The sequence below is a fragment of the Leclercia barmai genome, from assembly GCF_049312895.1.
Lineage (GTDB): Bacteria > Pseudomonadota > Gammaproteobacteria > Enterobacterales > Enterobacteriaceae > Enterobacter > Enterobacter barmai.
Map to the genome: position 1 here is coordinate 1,444,466 of NZ_JBMNWZ010000001.1, position 20,175 is coordinate 1,464,640.

Consider the following 20,175-nt stretch of genomic DNA (forward strand, 5'->3'; position numbering starts at 1 on the left):
GGTCACGACGAAGCGGTTGAGGGGAGTAACGGTGCGGGGTTGCCGGGTGGCGGCTGCGCCTTACCCGGCCTACGGATGGATGCTGCGTTCGGCATTGCCGGGTGGCGGCTGCGCCTTACCCGGCCTACCGTAGGCCCGGCAAGCGGAGCGCCGCCGGGCAAGCAAACGGTACCCGTTCTTACGCCGGTTCCGGCAGGCGGAAGCTGGCGATACTTTGTGTGAGGTGTCTGGCCTGCTCTTCCAGCGACGCCGCCGCTGCCGCTGACTCCTGAACCAGAGCGGCGTTCTGCTGGGTCACGCCGTCCATCTCGGTCACCGCCTGCCCGACCTGCCCAATGCCGCGGCTCTGCTCTTCGGAGGCGACCTGGATCTGCTCCATCAGCGCATTCACCTTATTCACCGACGCGATGATGGCATTGATCACCTCACCCGAACGGTTCACCAGCTGCGAACCGTTTTTCACGCTGGAGACCGACTGGGCGATCAGGTTCTCAATGTCCTTCGCCGCTACGGCGCTTTTCTGCGCCAGGGTACGAACTTCGGTCGCCACCACCGCAAATCCACGACCCTGCGTCCCGGCGCGGGCGGCTTCAACGGCGGCGTTCAGCGCCAGAATATTGGTCTGGAACGCGATGCTGTTAATCACGCTGGTGATATCTTCGATGCGCTGGGAGTTAGCGGCAATGGTGTTCATGGTCTCGATCACCTCGCGGGTCACCGCCTCCCCGGTGCGGGCATTGGTCACCGCATCCTGCACCAGCTTACCGGCCTGGTTGACGTTATCGGTGTTGTTGGCAACCGTGGCGCTCAGCTGTTCCATGCTGGCAGCGGTTTCCGTCAGGGCCGACGCCTGCTGTTCAGTGCGGGACGCCAGGTCGATATTGCCGGAAGCAATCTCCTGCGAGGCGTAGTTCACGGTACGACAGGCTTCACGCACCTGAGAGATGGTATCCAGCAGGGCCAGACGCATCTGCTCCATCGAGCCCATCAGCAGGTCGATCTCATTTTTCGACCCGGCTTTCTGCGGCACCGCTTCCGTCAACTGACCGGCGGCAATCTGGCTGCAGTGCTCGCGCGCCAGATTAATCGGGGCGAACACGAAGCGCTTCATCAGGACGCTGACCCCGATAATCACCACCACAAACAGCGCGGCAAAGGCGGCAATAATGATTAAGCCAGAGGCAAAGTGGGAACGCGCATCGTCGTTGAGCTGTTTCGCGTATTTCTGGTGCACAGAGAGCACCTGGTCGAGGATGATTTCATACTGACGGTCGAGACCGGAGATCTGCGGGATCAGGGCATCAAACTTTGCCTTGTCGTGGGCGGCGGCCGCGTCAATCAGCGGGGCCAGGCCGCGATCGCGGTAGGCCAGCCAGGCCTCGTCGTAGTCTTTCACTAACGGCGCTTCATCCGCCAGACGCGGTGCAGCATTAAACGTCGCAAACGCCCCGTCCGCTTTGGTCAGCGCCAACTTAACGGAGGCCAGCTTTTCGTCGAGACCGGTGGTATCCCCGCTCTCCACCTGCTTCATATACTCCATGACCCGCACCCGCAGGGTACGGCTGTGGTTGATAGGATCGATAATGGATAACACCACCTGAATCTCTTTATTGACGTTATCCAGGGAGTTATTGCTCTTAATCGCCAGCCAGACGTTGGTTGCGGCACTGGCGACAAAGAAGAACAACAGGGCAAGAAGAATCGCAAGGGAAGATTTTTTTAACGACATAAATACCTCAGAAACAATACGGTCTGAGGTATTATCGGCAGCGAAAATTTAAGATTGAGTTAAAGTTATTTATTTATAATAAACCCACACAATAATTAAATTTATTAAAATCACGGCATTACAAAATTATTGCTAATATTTTAACCCGTGATGCATTGAAAATATTCAACTATTTATTCGAATCTGCTTGCCGACTATTTAATCGCTCAAATAAGCAGCGCTGGAAAATTGCGGCCAGTGAATATCGCCCACCCCGTTTAATTTAGGTCGGGAGAAGAGAAAACCCTGAAAACGCTTGATGCCTGCCGATTCCAGCCAGCACCACTCCTCGATTTTCTCGATGCCTTCGGCCACCAGCGCAATCTCCAGATCGGTGCAGCAGCTGACTATCGACTTAACAATCGCCTGCTTGGGGCCGCTCAGGTGAATATTGCTGACAATCTCGCGATCGATTTTAAGTTTATCCGGCTGGAAACGCGTCAATAACGAGAGCCCGGCATAGCCTGAGCCAAAATCATCAATCGCCAGACCAATACCCGCCGCCCGCAACTGCTTGATGGCGCTGTTAAACTGGTTGAAGCCGGAGATCATTTCGTTTTCGGTCACTTCAATCACCACCTGCTCCGGCTGCAGGCCATGGATAAGGATCTGGTCCATCAGATAATCGACGGCGCCCGGGACGTTCACCAGCGACATCGGCAGCAGGTTAATGGCGATTTTATGATCGCCAATGCCGATTTTCTCGGCCAGCGCAAAGGCGTAGGCCTTGGTCTGTAGATCCACTTCGTACACTTTGTCCTGATCGATGGCATTAAAGAATCGCTCCGGGCTTCCGCCGTCGTTACCGCGGATCAGCGCCTCGAGCGAGGAGATTTTCCCTTCGCCAGGCTGCACAATCGGCTGCAGGGCAAACTGACAGACCTGGTTATCAATCAGCCCGTTGATGGAATTACCAAATGGGGCATGTTCCGGGGTCAGGGTCCATTTATCCGGCAGGAAGGCCGAGCCATTGCTCGTCTGTTTCTGCTGGGTAATAAACGACTGAATAAATTTAAATACCCTGTCTTCCGCCGCCAGATAATTATCCAGCTTGCTGTAGCGCAGGACGGACGACCGCACCGATTTTGCCGTATCGATCCGCAGATCGAACAGCAGCATGCCGACGTTCTCGAAGCGGCGGCGCGGGGCGTAATCCCGCATCAGCTCCACCACGCCGAAGTGGCGCTTGTCCTGGCCTATCTTCACGAACAGATTTTCAATGACCTCTTCCGACCCTTCGAGGATCTGCAAAAAATCAAGGCCGTTAAACAGCAGAATGCCCGTCACATCCAGCGCGGCATTGCTGTATTTGGCTTTTTCAACAAGTGAGAGAAGGGATAAAGATTTGCAGGATGGATTTAACTGGCTTTTGTAAATGAGAGTTGTCAGCACAGCCATTGTTCTCGGTCGAATGTGAAGTCTTATAAGCTATTGTTTAGCATAAATTACATTTGTCGACTAATAGTATTAAAAGGATATATCAGGAAAGAAGCGATTCGGCTCAAAAATAAGCTGGATGAATGTTTACGCACAGGCAGCTGAAACGTCCATGTTGCTGTGAGCTATCCAGCCGTCCGTGGCAGAATTTAGATTAAATCTGCGCCATCCCGCCATCGACAAACAGCTCAACAGCGTTAATAAAGCTGGCAGCATCTGAGGCGAGGAACGCAACCGCTTTGCCCACCTCTTCCGGTTCACCGATGCGGCCCAGCGGTACCGTGGCGGCTAACGCATCGAACAGACCCTGACGCTGATCTTCCGGCACCAGCTCGCCCAGCCCTGGCGTTTTAATCGGGCCCGGGCTGACCACGTTCACCCGGATGCCGCGCCCCTGTAAATCCAGCGCCCAGGAGCGGGCAAAGTTTCTTACTGCCGCCTTGCTGGCGCTGTAGACGCTAAAGTTGGCGGTGCCTTTAACCGAGACCGTGGAGCCGGTCAGGATCACCGAGGCTTTATCCGCCAGCAGCGGCAGCGCCTTCTGCACCGTAAACAGCACGCCGCGCACGTTGGTGGCAAAAATACGGTCGAAGTGCTCTTCGGTAATCGCCCCCAGGGGCTGCATGTCGCCGCCACCGGCGTTAGCGAACAGCACGTCCAGCCGCCCGGACTGTTCGGCGATTTGCGCATAGACCGTATCAAGATCCGCCAGTACCGAGGCGTCGGCGCGAATGCCGGTGACCTGCCCGCCGAGGGTGGCGACGGCCTTGTCCAGCTCCGCCTGACGGCGACCGGTGATATAGACCTTCGCCCCCTGATCCTGCAGCTCTTTAGCCGTTGCCAGACCGATACCGCTGGTGCCGCCGGTAACCAGAGCGACCTTACCTGTTAATGTTGTATTCACGTGATTTTCCTTCCGCGTTGTGGGTGTGGATGCACTGTAGCGCTTGCGGGATTACGGAAAAATCAGCAAAAATGGAAATCACTTTTTCTCTGGGGAAATAATCCCCGTTTCGCTGAGTGCCTCTATGGATCAATTACTGGCCATGCGCGCCTATACCCGCGTAGTGGAAACCGGCAGTTTTACCCGGGCGGCGGACTCGCTCAACATGCCCATCGCCACCCTCAGCAAGCTGGTCAAGGCGCTGGAGGCGCATCTCGACGTACGCCTGTTGCAGCGCACCACCCGGCGGGTGACGGCAACCCCGGAGGGACAGGAGTATTACGAAAAGGCCCGCCGGGTGCTGATTGATATCGAAGATATCGACACCTCGTTCAGCTCGGTAAAACAGCAGCCCCAGGGGCATCTGCGCATTGACGTCGGCGGCTCAACGGCGCGGGACGTGCTGATCCCGGCCCTGCCGGATTTTATGCGCCGTTACCCTGAAATCCGTATCGATCTCGGCGTGGCCGACCGGCCGGTGGATTTAATCAGCGGCAATGTGGATTGCGTTATCCGCGGCGGCGCGCTGGAGGACTCCTCCCTGATTGCCCGGCACATCGGCAATGCGGAGATGGTCACCTGCGCCACGCCGGGCTATCTGAAGCAGTACGGCCTTCCCGCCTACCCTGAAGAGCTTCGCAACGGCCATAAGCTGGTCTGTTATCTCTTGCCGGTGACCGGGCGCGCCGTGCCGTTTCGCTTTACCCAGGAGGGTGAGATCCGCGAGATTAACCTGGTGCATCGTATCGGGGTAAACGAGAGCAACGCGCACCTGGCGGCCGCGGTAGCTGGAATGGGGATTGTTCAGACGTTTCGGTACTCCGCAGGCGCCCTGCTGGAAGCGGGAACGCTGGTAGAGATCCTCGATAAATGGCGTCCGCCACACTACCCGTTTTACGTGGTTTATCCGCAAAACCGGCATATGACGCATCGTCTGAAGGTGTTTATCGCGTGGCTGGCGGAGGTGTTTCCGGACGCGGTGAAGGGATAGCCGGGCGTAGCGCCCGGCTGGACGGTCAGTTCAGCTTATAGTCGAGGGTGATTTCAGCTTTCAGCAGCTGTGACACCGGACACCCGGCTTTCGCTTTCTGAATGATGCCGTCGAACTGCTGCGGGTCGATCCCCGGAACGGTCACTTTGCTCTGCAGGGCCACTTTGCTGATGGCAAAGCCGCTGTCGGTTTTATCCAGCGAAACATCCGCCGTGGTATCGATAGAATCCGCGGTATAACCTGCTTCACCCAGCATCAACGACAGCGCCATGGAGAAACATGCCGCATGCGCCGCACCGATCAACTCTTCCGGGTTGGTACCCTTCTCCCCTTCAAACCGGGTATTGAAGCCGTAGGGTTGCTGATTAAGAACGCCGCTCTCGGTAGAAACCGTCCCCTTGCCGCGCTTGATATCGCCAGACCAGTGTGCTGAACCGTGCTTATGAATTGTCATTATTGCTCTCCTTTTGGCTTACAAAGCCTTCAGTATAGACCACGCAGCGAGGGCAGCCCGAAATAGTGAAATAACAAGAAAATTCTGTGACGCCAGAGAGGTTAGACGTATTGCAAATCCTTTTTTTCCGTGTAATTTAAATTCGTCTTCGGCAATATTTATTTTCGGGTAACCGAATGGCATAAAGATATATTCAAAGGTTATGGAGAATATATTCTGCTTTTTAAGATCATGAAAAAGCATGATTTTATGACACTAATATTTCTGAGACGATTCTTAAACACAGCGGCATAAATATTTGCCATTCTGAATACCACTGATGTTTTTGCGAGCCGGACCATTAAACAGAAAACGACACGGAGGCAACATGTTTAATTATTATTCTGCAAATACAACATCCGCACAGCCGGAGCTGGTTAACGCTATTGCACAGGGTCTGCGCGCTGAAATGGGCGCTGTCACTGAAGATGACATTTTGATGGAACTGACAAAGTGGGTGGAAGCCTCAGATAATGACATCCTCAGTGATATCTACCAGCAGACCATTAACTACGTTGTCAGCGGCCAACACGCCAGTTTCTGAAAACCTGCTATGCTGGATCAGCAACCTAAGGGGTTACATTTCGTTCGCCTTATCAACATCAACAGGATGGAGGAGTCAATATGAAATCGAACCGTCAGGCACGCCATATTCTGGGACTGAACTACAAGCTGTCTAACCAGCGCAAAGTGGTGATTGAGGGTGACAGCGAAACGCAGGTCACCAATGCCACCGGCAGAAAACGCCACGAACCGAAGTAAGTTCGCCAGTGAGATACCGACACCACCGCTTAGCCGGTGGTGTTTTTGTTTGTATGTTGCGGTATTTAACATTCACCTCATTTATACTACCCGCCTGACCCCCCCTAAGGGCACGACAGCAACGATGATTAACAACAGTGCCAGGGACGGATATGCACAAATTAAGTGAGTAACATGGACAACAAAGCCAAAAAACATCGCTCCCTCTATATTCCTTACGCCGGTCCGGTTCTGCTGGAATTCCCTCTCCTGAACAAGGGCAGCGCCTTCAGTATGGAAGAGCGCAGCAGTTTCAACCTGCTGGGTCTGTTGCCAGAAGTGGTCGAAACCATCGAAGAGCAGGCCGAACGCGCGTGGATCCAGTATCAGGGATTCAAAACCGAGATCGACAAGCACATCTACCTGCGCAACATCCAGGACACTAACGAAACCCTCTTCTACCGCCTGGTGCAAAACCACCTCGACGAGATGATGCCGGTGATTTACACCCCAACCGTCGGTGCCGCCTGCGAACGTTTCTCGGAAATTTATCGCCGTTCCCGGGGCGTGTTTATCTCGTATCAGAACCGTCACAACATGGACGACATCCTGCAGAACGTCTCCAACCACAACATCAAAGTGATCGTGGTGACCGACGGCGAGCGTATTCTCGGTCTTGGCGACCAGGGGATCGGCGGGATGGGAATTCCAATCGGTAAACTGTCGCTGTACACCGCCTGCGGCGGCATCAGCCCGGCGTACACCCTGCCGGTGGTGCTGGATGTCGGGACCAACAACCAGCAGCTGCTCAACGATCCGCTCTATATGGGCTGGCGTCACCCGCGCATCACCGACGACGAGTACTATCAGTTCGTGGATGATTTCATCCAGGCGGTGAAGCATCGCTGGCCGGACGTGCTGCTGCAGTTCGAAGATTTCGCCCAGAAAAACGCCATGCCGCTGCTGAATCGCTATCGCGATGAAATCTGCTCCTTTAACGACGACATTCAGGGCACTGCGGCGGTCACGGTCGGCACGCTGATTGCGGCCAGCCGCGCGGCAGGCAACCAGTTAAGCTACCAGAAAATCGTCTTCCTCGGTGCAGGCTCCGCCGGGTGCGGTATCGCCGAGCAGATCATCGCCCAGACCCAGCGCGAAGGCTTAAGCGAAGAGCTGGCCCGTTCCCGCGTCTTTATGGTGGATCGCTTTGGCCTGCTGACCGACGCCATGCCGAACCTGCTGCCGTTCCAGACCAAACTGGTGCAAAAGCGCGAGAACCTGAAAAACTGGGATACCGACAGTGAAGTGCTCTCCCTGCTGGATGTGGTGCGTAACGTGAAGCCGGATATTCTGATTGGCGTCTCCGGCCAGACCGGGCTGTTCACCGAAGAGATCATCCGCGAGATGCATAAATACTGCGCGCGTCCGATCGTGATGCCGCTCTCTAACCCGACCTCGCGTGTGGAAGCGACCCCGCAGGACATCATCGCGTGGACCGAAGGTAACGCCCTGGTCGCCACCGGCAGCCCGTTTGCACCTGTGGTCTGGAAGGACAAAATCTATCCGATTGCCCAGTGCAACAACTCCTATATCTTCCCGGGTATCGGCCTTGGGGTTATCGCCTCCGGCGCGTCGCGCATCACCGATGAGATGCTGATGTCCGCCAGCGAAACTCTGGCGAAGCACTCTCCGCTGGTGAACAACGGCGAAGGGCTGGTCCTGCCGGAGCTGAAGGATATCCATGTGGTGTCGAAAGCCATCGCCTTTGCGGTGGGGAAAATGGCCCAGCAGCAAGGCGTGGCGGTAAAAACCTCTGCCGACGCCCTGCAGCAGGCAATCGACGAGAACTTCTGGAAGCCGGAATACCGCAGCTACCGCCGGACGTCTATTTAACTCCTGCAACGCCGGGCGGCGCTCGCGCTTGCCCGGCCTACAAAATCGTCACGCCAGGCCGGGTAAGGCGAAGCCGCCACCCGGCAACACCGCACCGAACCCGTAGGCCGGGTAAGTCAAAGCCGCCACCCGGCAAAACACCGCATCGAACCCGTAGGCCGGGTAAGGCAAAGCCGCCACCCGGCAAAAAACCGCATCGAATCCGTAGACCGGGTAAGGCGCAGCCGCCACCCGACAACACCGCACCGAACCCGTAGGCCGGGTAAGGCGAAACCGCCACCCGGCAAGACCGCACCGAACCCGTAGGCCGGGTAAGGCGCAGCCGCCACCCGGCAACACCGCACCGAACCCGTAGGCCGGGTAAGGCGCAGCCGCCACCCGGCAACACCGCACCGACCCCGTAGGCCGGGTAAGGCAAAGCCGCCATCCGGCAAGACCGCACCGAACCCGTAGGCCGGGTAAGGCAAAGCCGCCACCCGGCAAAACACCGCACCTTACCTCCCCCGCGTCGCCCACCAGAACACCAGCGCCAACAGGCTGACAGACGATCCCAGCAGGCACACCCCCTGCCAGCCGAAATGGGCATAGGTTATGGTCGTACCGATCGCCCCCAGCCCGCTGCCCACCGCGTAAAACAGCATATACAGCCCCACCAACCGGCTATGTGCCTCTGGTCGGGTGCGGAAAATCAGGCTCTGGTTTGTAACATGCAACGCCTGGCCGCCAAGATCGAGCAGCACGATGCCGATCGCCAGCGCCCACAGCGACACGTCCATCAGCGACAGCGGCCACCAGGCCAGCAGCAGCATCGCCAACGCCATTGCGCTGGTGCGTTGCGCCAGCCCCTGGTCCGCCCACTGCCCGGCCCGTGATGCGGCCAGGGCGCCAATGACCCCCACCATCCCGAATGCGCCAATAGCGGTATGGGAAAAGTTATAGGGTGGCGCGCTCAGGGGCAGCACCAACGCGCTCCAGAAAATATTAAAGGCAGCAAACATCAGCAGCGCGAGCGTGCCCCTGACCTGGAGCACCTTTTCCTCCCTCAGTAGCGTCAGCATTGAAGCGAGCAGGCGCGGATAAGTGAGCGAACCGGCAGGCGGCAAGGCAGGCAGTCGTCGCCAGAGCGGGATCGCTATCCCCAGCATCAGAAATGCGGCGCAGAAATAGACCCCGCGCCAGCCCGCCAGATCGCTGACGCCCCCGGCAAACACTCTCGCCAGCAGCAATCCGATAAAGACCCCGCCCTGCGCCACTCCTACCACCCGCCCCTGTTCATGAGGGGCAGCGGCGCTTGCCGCGCAGGCTATCAGCCCCTGGGTCATCGCCGTACCGAGCAGGCCAACGGCAAGCATACCCGCCAGCAGCACCGGGGCGGATTGCGCCGTCCCCACCACCATCAGCGCGGCAACCAGCGCCAGTAGCTGTATCGCCATCAGTCGACGACGATCGACCCTGTCTCCCAGCGGCACCAGACACAGCAGAGCCAGCGCACATCCGATTTGGGTTGCGGTAACAACGCCGCCGATTGCCGCCTGACTGATGGCAAAATCCTGCGCCAGCGCATCAAGCAGCGGCTGCGCGAAATAGACATTTGCCACGCTCATGCCGCTGGCGATGGCGAAGAGCCACACCAGGCTGCGTGACAGACCTGCGGATATCGCCTGGTCAGGCAGTAACGTCAGTTGTGCTTTCATGCTCCCAAAACTCCTGTGACGGTTTCAAAATAAAACCACTTTAAGGCTAGGTCAGGTAGTTTTAAAATGCAACCAAATAGCTTACCTTGCTGAAAGCGCGCTTCCCCGCTAAACTCGCTTCATCCATCAACCTACTGAATACTAAGGAGGCTAATTATGCTGTGCTGTGAAATTTTTGATATTTCACTTCACCTTGGTGATCGCATCTGCTCAAGCGTTATCGGTTTCGTGCTGCGATAACTTCGGCTTGAGCGAAGACACCTAAGACAATCCCTTCTCTCGGGCTTACCGGGTTATCGTCAGCGTTGATTGACGAGGCGTTTTTACGTCTGTAACTCTTGAGTAAGCAAATGAGCACATTACTGACTGCACAATTTTTACGTGTTGATACCGCCTTCGACACCCTGTACGACAACCTCTCCTTTAGCCTGAAAAAAGGGGACCGCATCGGTCTGCTGGGCGATAACGGCTGCGGCAAAAGTACCCTGCTGAAGATCCTCGACGGCACCGATACGCCCCTTTCCGGCACGGTGGCGCTGGCCGGTCATTGCCTGATGGCGCGGGTGGAGCAGCATCTTCCTCCTGAGATCTACCCGTTGACCATGCTCGACGCGGTTCTGGCGCAGCTGCCGGTTGCCGAGCGTGAGAGCCAGCGCTGGCGGGCGGAGACCCTGCTGGCGAACATGGGTTTTACCCCGGAAGACACTGCCCTGCAATCGGCCACCCTCAGCGGCGGGCAGCACACGCGACTTTTACTGGCGCGGGCGCTGATTAGCGAGCCGGATCTGTTGCTGCTGGATGAACCCAGCAACCACCTGGATCTGCCCACGCTGCTGTGGCTGGAGCAGTTTTTACAGAGCTGGTCCGGCAGCTTTGTGCTGGTGTCCCACGACAGGCAGCTGCTGGATGCCGTCACCAACGGCAGCTGGATCCTGCGCGACAAAACGCTGCACTACTTCGCCCTTCCCTGCACCCGGGCGCGTCAGGCCCTGGCGGAGAAAGACGAGAGCGACGCGCTGCGTCATAAAGCTGAGCAAAAGGAGATCGACCGGGTCACCGCCAGTGCAAAACGGCTGGCGACCTGGGGAAAGGTCTACGACAACGAGGATCTGGCCCGTAAAGCTAAGCAGATGGAGCGCCAGGTGGAACGTCTGAAGGAGAGCCAGACGTCGCTGACGGCGGGCAGCCCTGGACCTTAACCCTGCGCGGCGATGCCCTGCGGGCCGACCGGTTGCTGGAGATCGCGTCGCTCGACGTGGCCCCAGCCCCGGGCCTGCCGCCGTTGTTCTCGGCGGAAAACGTCCGTCTAAAAAGCGGCGACCGGGTGGCCATCGTCGGGCGCAACGGCTGCGGCAAATCCTCGCTAATGCGGCTTATCTGGCAGCAGTTTATTGCCGCGGAAAGCCACGCCGGATTAACCCTCCACCCTCGCGTCGCGCCTGGCTACTACGACCAGACGCTGCACCAGCTGGCGGATGAAGCCACGATGATCGACGCCCTGGAGCCGTTCGCCCCGAACATCCAGGATCGCAAGATGGCGCTGATCTCCGCCGGGTTCGCCTGGGCGCGGCACGGTCAAAAGGTCAGCACCCTGAGCGGCGGCGAGCGTTCGCGGCTGCTGTTTATTGGCCTGACGCTGGCGCGCTTCAGCCTGCTGATGCTTGATGAGCCAACTAACCATCTGGATATGGAAGGCAAAGAAGCGCTGGCGGAAACGTTACAACAGTTTGAGGGCGGCGTGCTGCTGGTCAGCCACGATCGGCAGTTAATCAGCCAGAGCTGCAACCGCTTCTGGCTGATTGACAATGGCGTGCTGAGCGAATGGCATGACGCGGATTCGGTATTTGCCCGCCTGCGCGATGACAGCGATTTGCGTGACCAATCGGCAAAGGCTGTGACGAAAGCAGGCCAGGCAGAACCCGCTGAGGATCTGTTAGAGCGGCTGATTATGCTGGAGAAACTGCTGGAAGAGGATCGGCTGCGTAAGCCTAAACATCAGAAGCCTCAGCTTCAGGCGCAGTGGCAGGAGGAAATTGCCGCGCTGACGGCGCAGCTGTAAGGCAATGCCCGGCGGGTAGCCGCCGCCGGGCAATTGTTTATTTCGGTTGCTGCGTTTTCCAGGCATCCCATGCCTGTTTAATTTCCTGCTTCGCGGTGGCGGCATCGTTGAAGCCGTTCAGCTCCACCGATTTGCGCCCTTCCGGCAGCTGTTTATAAACGCGGAAGAACGACTCCAGGCGCTGCTGTTCAATTTTCGGCAGGTCGCTTAACTCTTTAATGTCGTCATAGGTCGGATCGATTTTGCTGGCCGGCACGGCAACGATTTTGTCGTCCTTCTCGCCGCCGTCGATCATCTTCAGTACGCCAATGGCGCGCAGCTTAATCAGGGTGCCCGGTGCCATCGGCGCGCGGGTATAGAAAATCACGTCCAGCGGATCGCCATCGCCCGCAAGGGACTGGGTCAGCGAGCCGTAGTTGGCCGGATAAGCCACCGGCATCGACTGGAAGCGGTCGGCTACAATAAAGCCGGTTTTGGCGTCAGTCTCGTACTTAATAATCCCGCCCGCAGGAATTTCGGTAACGGCGTAGAACTCTTCCGGGTTGTTATCAGGCTGTGGGAATTCGAGGATGTTTTGCGCCTGTACGGAAGCAGACAGAAGAACGCTCACTGCAAGAAGTTTTTTTACCAGATGCATTGTCTTTTTAACTCTTCGGTTATTGAGAAGACAACACCTTACGGGCTGGTTATGTCAGAAACATGACATATTTGCTGCAGAAATAATAACCACACAATTACTGAAACCATTAATTTTCATGCGCGACCGAAGCCGCAAAATAGCAATTAAATTATTACATTATGTTGCTGCGACCTTGTCACATCCATTAAAAAACTTAATCCTTAATAGGTATATCGTCTTATCTAACCTGCATTGCAGATCCGCAATATGAAAATGGAGAAACATATGAAAGCTGCTGTCGTAACCAAAGACCATCAGGTAGAAGTGACCGAGAAAACCCTGCGCCCGCTGAAACACGGCGAAGCGCTGCTGAAGATGGAGTGCTGTGGCGTGTGCCACACCGATCTTCACGTAAAGAACGGCGATTTTGGCGATAAGACCGGGGTGATCCTCGGACATGAAGGCATTGGTGTGGTGCAGGAGGTAGGCCCTGGCGTCGTCTCCCTTAAACCGGGCGATCGCGCAAGCGTGGCGTGGTTCTTCGAAGGCTGCGGTCATTGCGAATACTGCAACTCCGGCAACGAAACCCTGTGCCGTACCGTGAAGAACGCGGGCTACTCGGTGGATGGCGGTATGGCAGAAGAGTGCATCGTGACTGCCGATTATGCGGTAAAAGTGCCGGACGGACTGGACTCCGCAGCGGCGAGCAGCATCACCTGTGCCGGGGTGACGACCTATAAAGCCGTCAAAGTCTCTGAGATCAAGCCGGGCCAGTGGATCGCTATTTATGGCCTGGGGGGTCTGGGTAACCTGGCGCTGCAGTACGCGAAAAACGTGTTTAACGCCAAAGTTATCGCTGTTGACGTGAATGACGAACAGCTGAAACTCGCCGAAAGCATGGGTGCCGATCTGGTGGTTAACTCTCGTAACGAGGATGCCGCTAAATTCATTCAGGAAAAAACCGGTGGTGCCCACGCTGCGGTGGTCACGGCGGTGGCGAAAGTGGCCTTTAACTCCGCGGTGGATGCCGTTCGCGCCGGTGGCCGCGTGGTGGCAGTCGGCCTGCCGCCGGAAGCAATGAGCCTGGATATTCCGCGTCTGGTGCTTGACGGCATTCAGGTAGTGGGTTCGCTGGTCGGCACCCGTCAGGATCTGACCGAAGCCTTCCAGTTTGCCGCCGAAGGCAAAGTCGTGCCGAAAGTGGCGCTGCGTCCGCTGGGCGATATCAATGCCATCTTCAAAGAGATGGAACAAGGCCAGATCCGTGGCCGTATGGTGATTGATTTCCGTTCATAACGATCTTCCCTCTTCCCTATGGGGAGAGAGCGAACATCGCGGAATCAGCATGCATTACGCCGATCCGCTGGCAAAATTCGTTTAGCCCCACAAACCGCGCCACTCCCGGCGCGGTTTTTTATTGCCACTTTCCGCAAATCCTTAGCTCATTTCCTTTGTTCCCTTCTTTTCGGCCCCACCCGAAGATGCATTCGACGCTAACAAGAAGATTACAAAGGAATTCACCATGCAAACCCCATTTCGTCTGCCGCTGCTGACGGCTTTAATTCTTGCGACGACGGCGGCTTATGCTGCCGATACGCCGGTTAAGGGCGGCACGCTGGTCTATCTGGAGCAACAGGCCCACACCAACCTTTATCCCCCGGCGGGCGGGTTTTACCCCAACGGCGGGATCCTGAATCAGATTACCGACAAGCTCACCTGGCAGAACCCAAAGACGCTGCAGGTTGAGCCGTGGATCGCCGAAAGCTGGACCACCAACGCCGATAAAACCGAATACACCTTTAAGCTTCGCCCCGGCGTTACCTTCTCTGACGGCACGCCGCTGGACGCGAACGCGGTGGCGAAGAACTTCGATACCTACGGCAAAGGCAATAAGGCCCAGCGCCTGCCGGTGTCGGAAGTGATCAACAACTACGACCGCAGCGAAGTGATCGACCCGCTGACCGTGAAGTTCTACTTCAAAAAGCCCTCGCCGGGCTTTTTACAGGGTACCGCGACCATCGGCTCCGGTCTGGTCTCTCTGAGCACCTTACAGCGTAACTTCGAGGAGCTGGGCGACGCGCGCCATATCATCGGCTCCGGCCCGTTCGTGGTGAAGGATGAGAAGCCCGGCCGGGAAGTGAATCTCCAGGCGCGTAAAGATTACGCTTGGGGCCCGAAAAATCTCGCCCAGCAGGGCCCGGCGAATCTGGACGGCATTACTTATCTGGTCACGCCGGAAGACAGCGTTCGTGTCGGCGCGCTGCTGGCGGGCCAGGCCGATTTTATCCGCCAGGTGCAGGCCTATGACGAAAAACAGGCCACCGACCAGGGGTATCACATCTACGCCGCCCCTACCCGCGGGGTGAACGACAGCATTAGCTTCCGCCCGGATAATCCGCTGGTCGCCGACGTGCGGGTGCGCCAGGCGCTGCTGCATGCCACCAACGCGAAGCAGGTCGTCGAGACCCTGTTCTCGCCCAACTATCCGCAGGCCAAATCGGTGATTGCCGACTCTGCCGCAGGCTATGTCGATCTGAGCGACAAACTGACCTTCGATCCGGCCAAAGCCAGCGCCCTGCTGGATGAAGCCGGGTGGAAAGCGGGCAGCGACGGCATTCGCGCCAAAGACGGCCAGCGTCTGGCCCTGACCATCTATGAGTCCCTGCCCCAGCCGCAAAACAAAGAGGTGTTACAGCTGGTCGCCCAGCAGTGGCGTCAGGTGGGCGTCGCCCTGAGCGTGAAGGCCGGTGACGCTGGCAGCCGCGTTATCGACAACCTCGACCCGCTGAAAACCCCGCTTACCGTGTCGGAAGTGGGCCGCGCCGACCCGGACGTGGTTAAGAGCATGTTCTACCCCAATAACCGCGACGCTCTGCTGCAAAAAGGCGGCTCCAGCGACAAGGTAAACAGCTTCCGCGACGACAAGCTCAACGAGCTGCTGGTGAACATCTCCGCTGAAGTGGATCCGCAAAAGCGCCTCCAGCTGACCGGCGACGCCCAGCGCTATCTGCTGGATAACGCCTATGTGATCCCGATTTTCGAAGAGCCGCAGGTCTTTGCCGGTGCGCCGTGGCTGAAAGGGGTGAGTTTTGAAGCGGTCGGTCGCCCGTCGTTCTACGGCGCGTGGCTTGAGAAACACTAAGGAGGCAACGATGAGCCACTATCTGCTGCGACGGGCCGGGCTGGGGCTGCTGGTGTTATGGGCGGCGTTTACCCTGTCGTTTGTGCTGCTTCAGGTGCTGCCGGGGGATGCGGTGCTGATCAAGTTCCAGAACCCGGATCTGGGCCTGAGTCCGGCGCAAATCGAAGAGATGCGCATCGCCTACGGGGCCGACAGCCCGCTGTGGCAGCAGTATCTGCACACCCTGGGGGCGATGCTGCGCGGCGATTTTGGCTTCTCGGTGCAGGCGGGGTTGCCGGTGAGCGAGCTTATCATCACCAACCTGCCGGACACCCTGAACCTGGCGCTGCCCGCCTTTGCGCTGGCGGTTGCACTGGCCTTTGCCCTGGCGCTGGCCTCTCGCCTGCCGGGGCTGCGCTTTTTGAGTAACGCCATTCAGTCCCTGCCGGTGCTGTTTATCTCCCTGCCGACCTTCTGGTTGGGTATTGCCTTGATTCAGCTGTTTTCATTCCAGCTGAGGCTGATCCCGGTGATTAACCCAGGCCCGCTACAGGGGCTGATCCTGCCGATTATCACCGTCGCCATTCCGATCTCCGCCCCGCTGGCGCAGATCCTGATGCGCAGTCTGGATCAGGTCGCCGCCCAGCCGTTTGTAGCGGTAGCACGGGCCAAAGGGCTGAGCGAAACCGCCGTTCTCTGGCGTCACGTTACCGGCAATGCCCTGCTGCCGGTGCTGAATATCGCTGGCCTGCTGCTGGGCGAGCTGATCGCCGGGGCGCTGATCACCGAAACCGTCTTTGGCCGCAGCGGGCTGGGGATGCTGACCCAGCAGGCGGTCAATAACCAGGATATCGCCGTGTTACAGGCGGTGGTGATGATCTCCGCCCTCGGCTTTGTGTTGATTAACCTGCTGGTGGATCTGCTGATGCCGCTGTTCGATCCCCGGCTGAAAACCGTTACCGGAGGTGCTGTATGAGCCTTGTCGATTACGCTGCCGCAGCGCGCAGACGCGTGCCTGCCTGGGGGGCATTTCGCTGGCAGCCGGGGCTGTGGTTTGCCTGGGCGATTATTGCCGTTGCCGCGCTGGCGGCTATCGCACCGGACCTCTTTACCCACTTCAGCCCGATTGAAGGCATTCCCGGCGCGCAGCGCCTGGCACCGCAGGCCGGGTACTGGCTCGGCACCGATCAGTTGGGACGCGATCTGTACACCCGCATCATCTATGGCGCGTCCCACTCGCTGAGCGCCGCCCTGGTGGCCGTGGCGATGGGGCTGATCGTGGGTACCGCCATCGGCGTGATTGCCGGGGCGTTTGCCGGGCGGGTGGAGTCTGTGCTGATGCGTCTGGTGGACGTGCTGCTCGCCATCCCTTCGCTGCTGCTCTCCCTGACGGTGATTATTTTGCTCGGCTTTGGCACGGTGCATGCCGCCATCGCCGTTGGGGTGGCGTCCATCGCCAGCTTTGCCCGACTCGCGCGCGGTGAAGTGGTGCGCATCCGCCACACGGACTACGTCGAAGCGGCGTTTGGCAGCGGCGGCACCTTCTGGACGGTGCTGTGGCGTCACATTCTGCCCAACTCCCTGACCGCGGTGCTGGCCTTTGCCACCCTGCAGTTTGGTCAGGCGATCCTCGCCCTCTCGACCCTGAGCTTCCTCGGCTACGGCACCCCGCCGCCGATCCCGGAGTGGGGATTGCTGATTGCCGAAGGACGTAACTATCTCTCTACCGCCTGGTGGCTGACCACCTTCCCCGGCCTGGTGGTGATCGCCGTGGTGCTGGCCACCAACCGTATCAGTCGTCAGTTAAGCGGAGGTCGCTCATGACGGTTCTCTCTGTTGAAAATCTGACTATCAGCTACCGCACGGGCCGCCAGTGGCGCGAGGTGGTGCATAACGTCAGCTTTACCCTCGGGCGCGGCGAGATGCTGGCCTTTGTTGGCGAGTCCGGCTCCGGTAAAACCACCACCGCCCAGGCGATTATCGGCCTGCTGGCGGACAACGCCCGGCGCGACGGCGGCAGCATCCGTCTGAACGGCGAAGATCTCAGCCAGTGGTCGGCGAAAAGGCTCAACAATCTGCGCGGGGCGCGCATCAGCCTGGTGCCCCAGGATCCGGGTAACTCCCTCAACCCGGTGAAAACCATCGGTGCCCAGGTGGGGGAAATCATTCGCCTGCACCAGAAAATCAGCCCCGCCGCGTGCGACCAGCAGGTGCTGGCTCTGCTGACCAAAGTGGGTCTCAGCCATCCGGAACAGCGGATGAAGCAGTTTCCGCACCAGCTCTCCGGCGGGATGAAACAGCGGGTGTTGATTGCCATCGCCATCGCCCTGCGACCGGATGTGATTATCGCCGACGAGCCCACCAGCGCGCTGGACGTGACGGTGCAAAAACGCATTCTCGATCTGCTGGACGTGCTGCGCCGGGAGTCGGGTACGGCGGTGCTGTTTGTCACCCACGACCTGGCCCTGGCAGCCCAGCGCGCCGACCGGCTGCTGGTGTTTCGCCACGGCGAGGTGCAGGAGCACGGGGCTACCGCCGACGTGGTACGAGCCCCGCAGCACGCCTATACCCGCCAGCTGCTGAGCGATCTTCAGGGCCAGCGGTTAACCATTGCCCCGGTGGCGGGTCGTCGGCTGGCCTCGCCCGCAATCCGCGCCATTGATATCAGTAAACGCTTTGCGCTGGGCAAAGGCCATCAATTGCAGGCGCTGGATAACGTCAGCTTCGCCGTGCAGCGCGGCAGCACCCACGCGCTGGTTGGCGAGTCCGGCTCAGGCAAAACTACCCTTGCCCGCATCCTGCTGGGCTTTGAGCAGGCCGACCGGGGTCAGGTGATCATCGATGATATCGACGCCACCACCCTCAGCCAGGAGGCGCGGCGTCAGCTGCGGCAGAAGATCCAGTTTGTCTATCAGAACCCCTTTGCCTCGCTGGATCCGCGCCAGACGCTGTTTGAGATCATCGAGGAGCCGCTGAAAAATTTTGCCCCCGTCGACAAAGCAGAGCGGGCCGCCCGGGTAGAGAACGTTGCCCGGCGGGTGGCCCTGCCGCCGGAGCTGTTAAGCCGCACCGCGCGGGAGCTGTCGGGTGGGCAACGCCAACGCGTGGCTATTGCCCGGGCCTTAATTCTTGAGCCGACCATTCTGGTGCTGGATGAAGCCACCTCGGCGCTGGACGTCACCGTACAGGCGCAGATCCTCGCCCTGCTCCAGCAGCTTCAGCAGCAGCTGGGCCTGACCTATCTGTTTATCACTCACGATCTGGCTACCGTCCGGCGGATTGCCCACAGCGTGACGGTATTGCGCAGCGGCCAGGTGGTTGAACAGGGCGCGGTCGACACGCTTTTCGCCGCGCCGCAGGACAACTACACCCGCGAGCTGATCGACGCCATCCCCCATTTTTCACAGAAGGAGTACGCATGACGCGTAAACGCCTGGGTTTCTTCACCCGACTGCTGGACGATGCCCCAGCCAAAGAACGTTATCGCCTGGCGACTGAGCAAATCCGCCATGCCGAGCGCTACGGTTTTGACAGCGCATGGATTGCCCAGCACCATTTCCACGAGCATGAAGGCGGCCTGCCGTCGCCGCTGGTATTTCTCGCCCACGTAGCGGCGCACACCACCCGCATTCGCCTGGGCACCGCCATTATCACCCTGCCGCTGGAGAACCCGCTGCGGGTGGCGGAGGACGCGGCGGTGCTGGATCTGTTGGCCGACGGGCGGCTGGAAGTTGGGTTTGGCTCCGGCGGCACGCCCACCTCGTTTTTGCCGTTCGGGCTGACCATTAACGAGCGGGCGGCGACCTTTGCTGACAACCTGCATCTGATCCAGAGCGCCTGGCGCGGGGACTCCCTGACCCATCCGGATAACCATCTCTATCCGCCCGCGCCCGGGCTGACGGAGCGGGTGTGGATCGCCACCTTTTCGGTGGAGGGCGCAGTACGGGCCGCACAGCAGGGTCACGGCCTGATGCTCTCCCGCACCCAGCCGCGCCCGGTGGATAACCTCTCCCTGACGCTGGATCAGATCCAGAACCCGATTATTGATGCCTATCTCGACGCCCTGCCGTCCGGCGTGGCCCCGCGCATTCTGGCCTCGCGCACCGCCTTTGTCGCCGACAGCGATGCCTATGCCCTGAAGGTGGCCGAACCGGGCCTTACCCGTCAGGCGCAGCAGCACGTGGCCGCCGGACACGCGCTCACTGGTGACACTGTCACGGATTATAGTCGCCAGTTCGATGCGCACATCGGCGCGCCGCAGACGGTGCTTGCCTCGCTGGCGAAGGATTCGGTGCTGGGGCGCGTCACCGATATTTCATTCCAGGTGCATTCCGTAGAGCCGCCGCACCAGGACACGTTACGTTCGATTGAGTTAATTGCAGAGCAGATCGCCCCTCATCTTCTATAAGGAGTCAC

16 protein-coding genes and 1 pseudogene are annotated in these 20,175 nt (G+C 58.7%); 11 read left to right on the forward strand and 6 right to left on the reverse strand.

The window, feature by feature from the left end:
• Positions 1–178: 178 nt before the first annotated feature.
• The 3 genes from ACOYA6_RS06890 to ACOYA6_RS06900 all read right to left on the reverse strand — a co-directional run bounded on the left by ACOYA6_RS06890 (position 179) and on the right by ACOYA6_RS06900 (position 4,109).
• Entirely contained in the window at positions 179–1,729 is a 1,551-nt protein-coding gene (locus ACOYA6_RS06890; protein WP_422654341.1) for a methyl-accepting chemotaxis protein, read from the reverse strand.
• Positions 1,730–1,927: 198 nt separating this feature from the next.
• Complete coding sequence (locus ACOYA6_RS06895; protein ID WP_039028870.1) at positions 1,928–3,160, reverse strand: diguanylate phosphodiesterase; 1,233 nt, start codon at positions 3,158–3,160, stop codon at positions 1,928–1,930.
• A 199-nt stretch (positions 3,161–3,359) separates the two neighbouring features.
• Positions 3,360–4,109: an SDR family oxidoreductase gene (locus tag ACOYA6_RS06900; RefSeq protein ID WP_139565100.1), complete on the reverse strand. Its 750-nt coding sequence runs from the start codon at positions 4,107–4,109 to the stop codon at positions 3,360–3,362.
• 124 nt (positions 4,110–4,233) lie between these two features.
• On the opposite strand from ACOYA6_RS06900, the gene ACOYA6_RS06905 reads away from it, so the two are divergent.
• Complete coding sequence (locus ACOYA6_RS06905; protein WP_422654342.1) at positions 4,234–5,139, forward strand: LysR family transcriptional regulator; 906 nt, start codon at positions 4,234–4,236, stop codon at positions 5,137–5,139.
• 25 nt (positions 5,140–5,164) lie between these two features.
• Here ACOYA6_RS06905 and ACOYA6_RS06910 read toward each other — a convergent pair whose 3' ends face one another.
• Positions 5,165–5,593, reverse strand: a complete 429-nt coding sequence (locus ACOYA6_RS06910) for an OsmC family protein (RefSeq protein ID WP_003857069.1) — start codon at positions 5,591–5,593, stop codon at positions 5,165–5,167.
• Positions 5,594–5,960: 367 nt separating this feature from the next.
• On the opposite strand from ACOYA6_RS06910, the gene bdm reads away from it, so the two are divergent.
• The 3 genes from bdm to ACOYA6_RS06925 all read left to right on the forward strand — a co-directional run bounded on the left by bdm (position 5,961) and on the right by ACOYA6_RS06925 (position 8,266).
• Positions 5,961–6,176, forward strand: a complete 216-nt coding sequence (gene bdm / locus ACOYA6_RS06915) for a biofilm-dependent modulation protein (protein ID WP_039028747.1) — start codon at positions 5,961–5,963, stop codon at positions 6,174–6,176.
• Between the two features lie 80 nt (positions 6,177–6,256).
• On the forward strand, positions 6,257–6,394 hold the full coding sequence (sra, locus tag ACOYA6_RS06920; protein ID WP_039028746.1) for a stationary-phase-induced ribosome-associated protein: 138 nt from the start codon (positions 6,257–6,259) through the stop codon (positions 6,392–6,394).
• A gap of 174 nt (positions 6,395–6,568) precedes the next feature.
• On the forward strand, positions 6,569–8,266 hold the full coding sequence (locus tag ACOYA6_RS06925; RefSeq protein ID WP_039028745.1) for an NAD-dependent malic enzyme: 1,698 nt from the start codon (positions 6,569–6,571) through the stop codon (positions 8,264–8,266).
• Between the two features lie 494 nt (positions 8,267–8,760).
• Here ACOYA6_RS06925 and ACOYA6_RS06930 read toward each other — a convergent pair whose 3' ends face one another.
• Positions 8,761–9,960: an MFS transporter gene (locus ACOYA6_RS06930; RefSeq protein ID WP_422654343.1), complete on the reverse strand. Its 1,200-nt coding sequence runs from the start codon at positions 9,958–9,960 to the stop codon at positions 8,761–8,763.
• A 350-nt stretch (positions 9,961–10,310) separates the two neighbouring features.
• Here ACOYA6_RS06930 and ACOYA6_RS06935 point away from each other — a divergent pair.
• A pseudogene (locus ACOYA6_RS06935) lies at positions 10,311–12,019 on the forward strand (ABC-F family ATP-binding cassette domain-containing protein).
• 37 nt (positions 12,020–12,056) lie between these two features.
• Here ACOYA6_RS06935 and ACOYA6_RS06940 read toward each other — a convergent pair.
• Entirely contained in the window at positions 12,057–12,656 is a 600-nt protein-coding gene (locus ACOYA6_RS06940) for an inorganic diphosphatase (RefSeq protein WP_138368968.1), read from the reverse strand.
• 267 nt (positions 12,657–12,923) lie between these two features.
• Here ACOYA6_RS06940 and adhP point away from each other — a divergent pair, with 267 nt between their 5' ends.
• The 6 genes from adhP to ACOYA6_RS06970 all read left to right on the forward strand — a co-directional run bounded on the left by adhP (position 12,924) and on the right by ACOYA6_RS06970 (position 20,167).
• On the forward strand, positions 12,924–13,934 hold the full coding sequence (adhP, locus tag ACOYA6_RS06945; protein ID WP_039028741.1) for an alcohol dehydrogenase AdhP: 1,011 nt from the start codon (positions 12,924–12,926) through the stop codon (positions 13,932–13,934).
• A 226-nt stretch (positions 13,935–14,160) separates the two neighbouring features.
• The gene (locus ACOYA6_RS06950) at positions 14,161–15,780 is read left to right on the forward strand and encodes a TIGR04028 family ABC transporter substrate-binding protein (RefSeq protein WP_138368972.1); all 1,620 of its coding nucleotides are present in this window, start codon (positions 14,161–14,163) and stop codon (positions 15,778–15,780) included.
• 10 nt (positions 15,781–15,790) lie between these two features.
• On the forward strand, positions 15,791–16,735 hold the full coding sequence (locus tag ACOYA6_RS06955) for an ABC transporter permease (protein ID WP_039028739.1): 945 nt from the start codon (positions 15,791–15,793) through the stop codon (positions 16,733–16,735).
• Positions 16,732–17,583 carry an ABC transporter permease gene (locus tag ACOYA6_RS06960; RefSeq protein WP_139565112.1) on the forward strand — a complete coding sequence of 284 codons (852 nt, stop codon included), beginning with the start codon at positions 16,732–16,734 and terminating at the stop codon, positions 17,581–17,583. Before ACOYA6_RS06955 ends, ACOYA6_RS06960 begins: the two co-directional genes overlap by 4 nt.
• Positions 17,580–19,181: a dipeptide ABC transporter ATP-binding protein gene (locus ACOYA6_RS06965; protein WP_422654344.1), complete on the forward strand. Its 1,602-nt coding sequence runs from the start codon at positions 17,580–17,582 to the stop codon at positions 19,179–19,181. Before ACOYA6_RS06960 ends, ACOYA6_RS06965 begins: the two co-directional genes overlap by 4 nt.
• A complete protein-coding gene (locus tag ACOYA6_RS06970; RefSeq protein WP_422654345.1) occupies positions 19,178–20,167 on the forward strand; it encodes a putative FMN-dependent luciferase-like monooxygenase in 990 nt (329 codons plus the stop codon). The genes ACOYA6_RS06965 and ACOYA6_RS06970 overlap by 4 nt, the downstream gene beginning before the upstream one ends.
• The last annotated feature ends 8 nt before the right edge of the window (positions 20,168–20,175 follow it).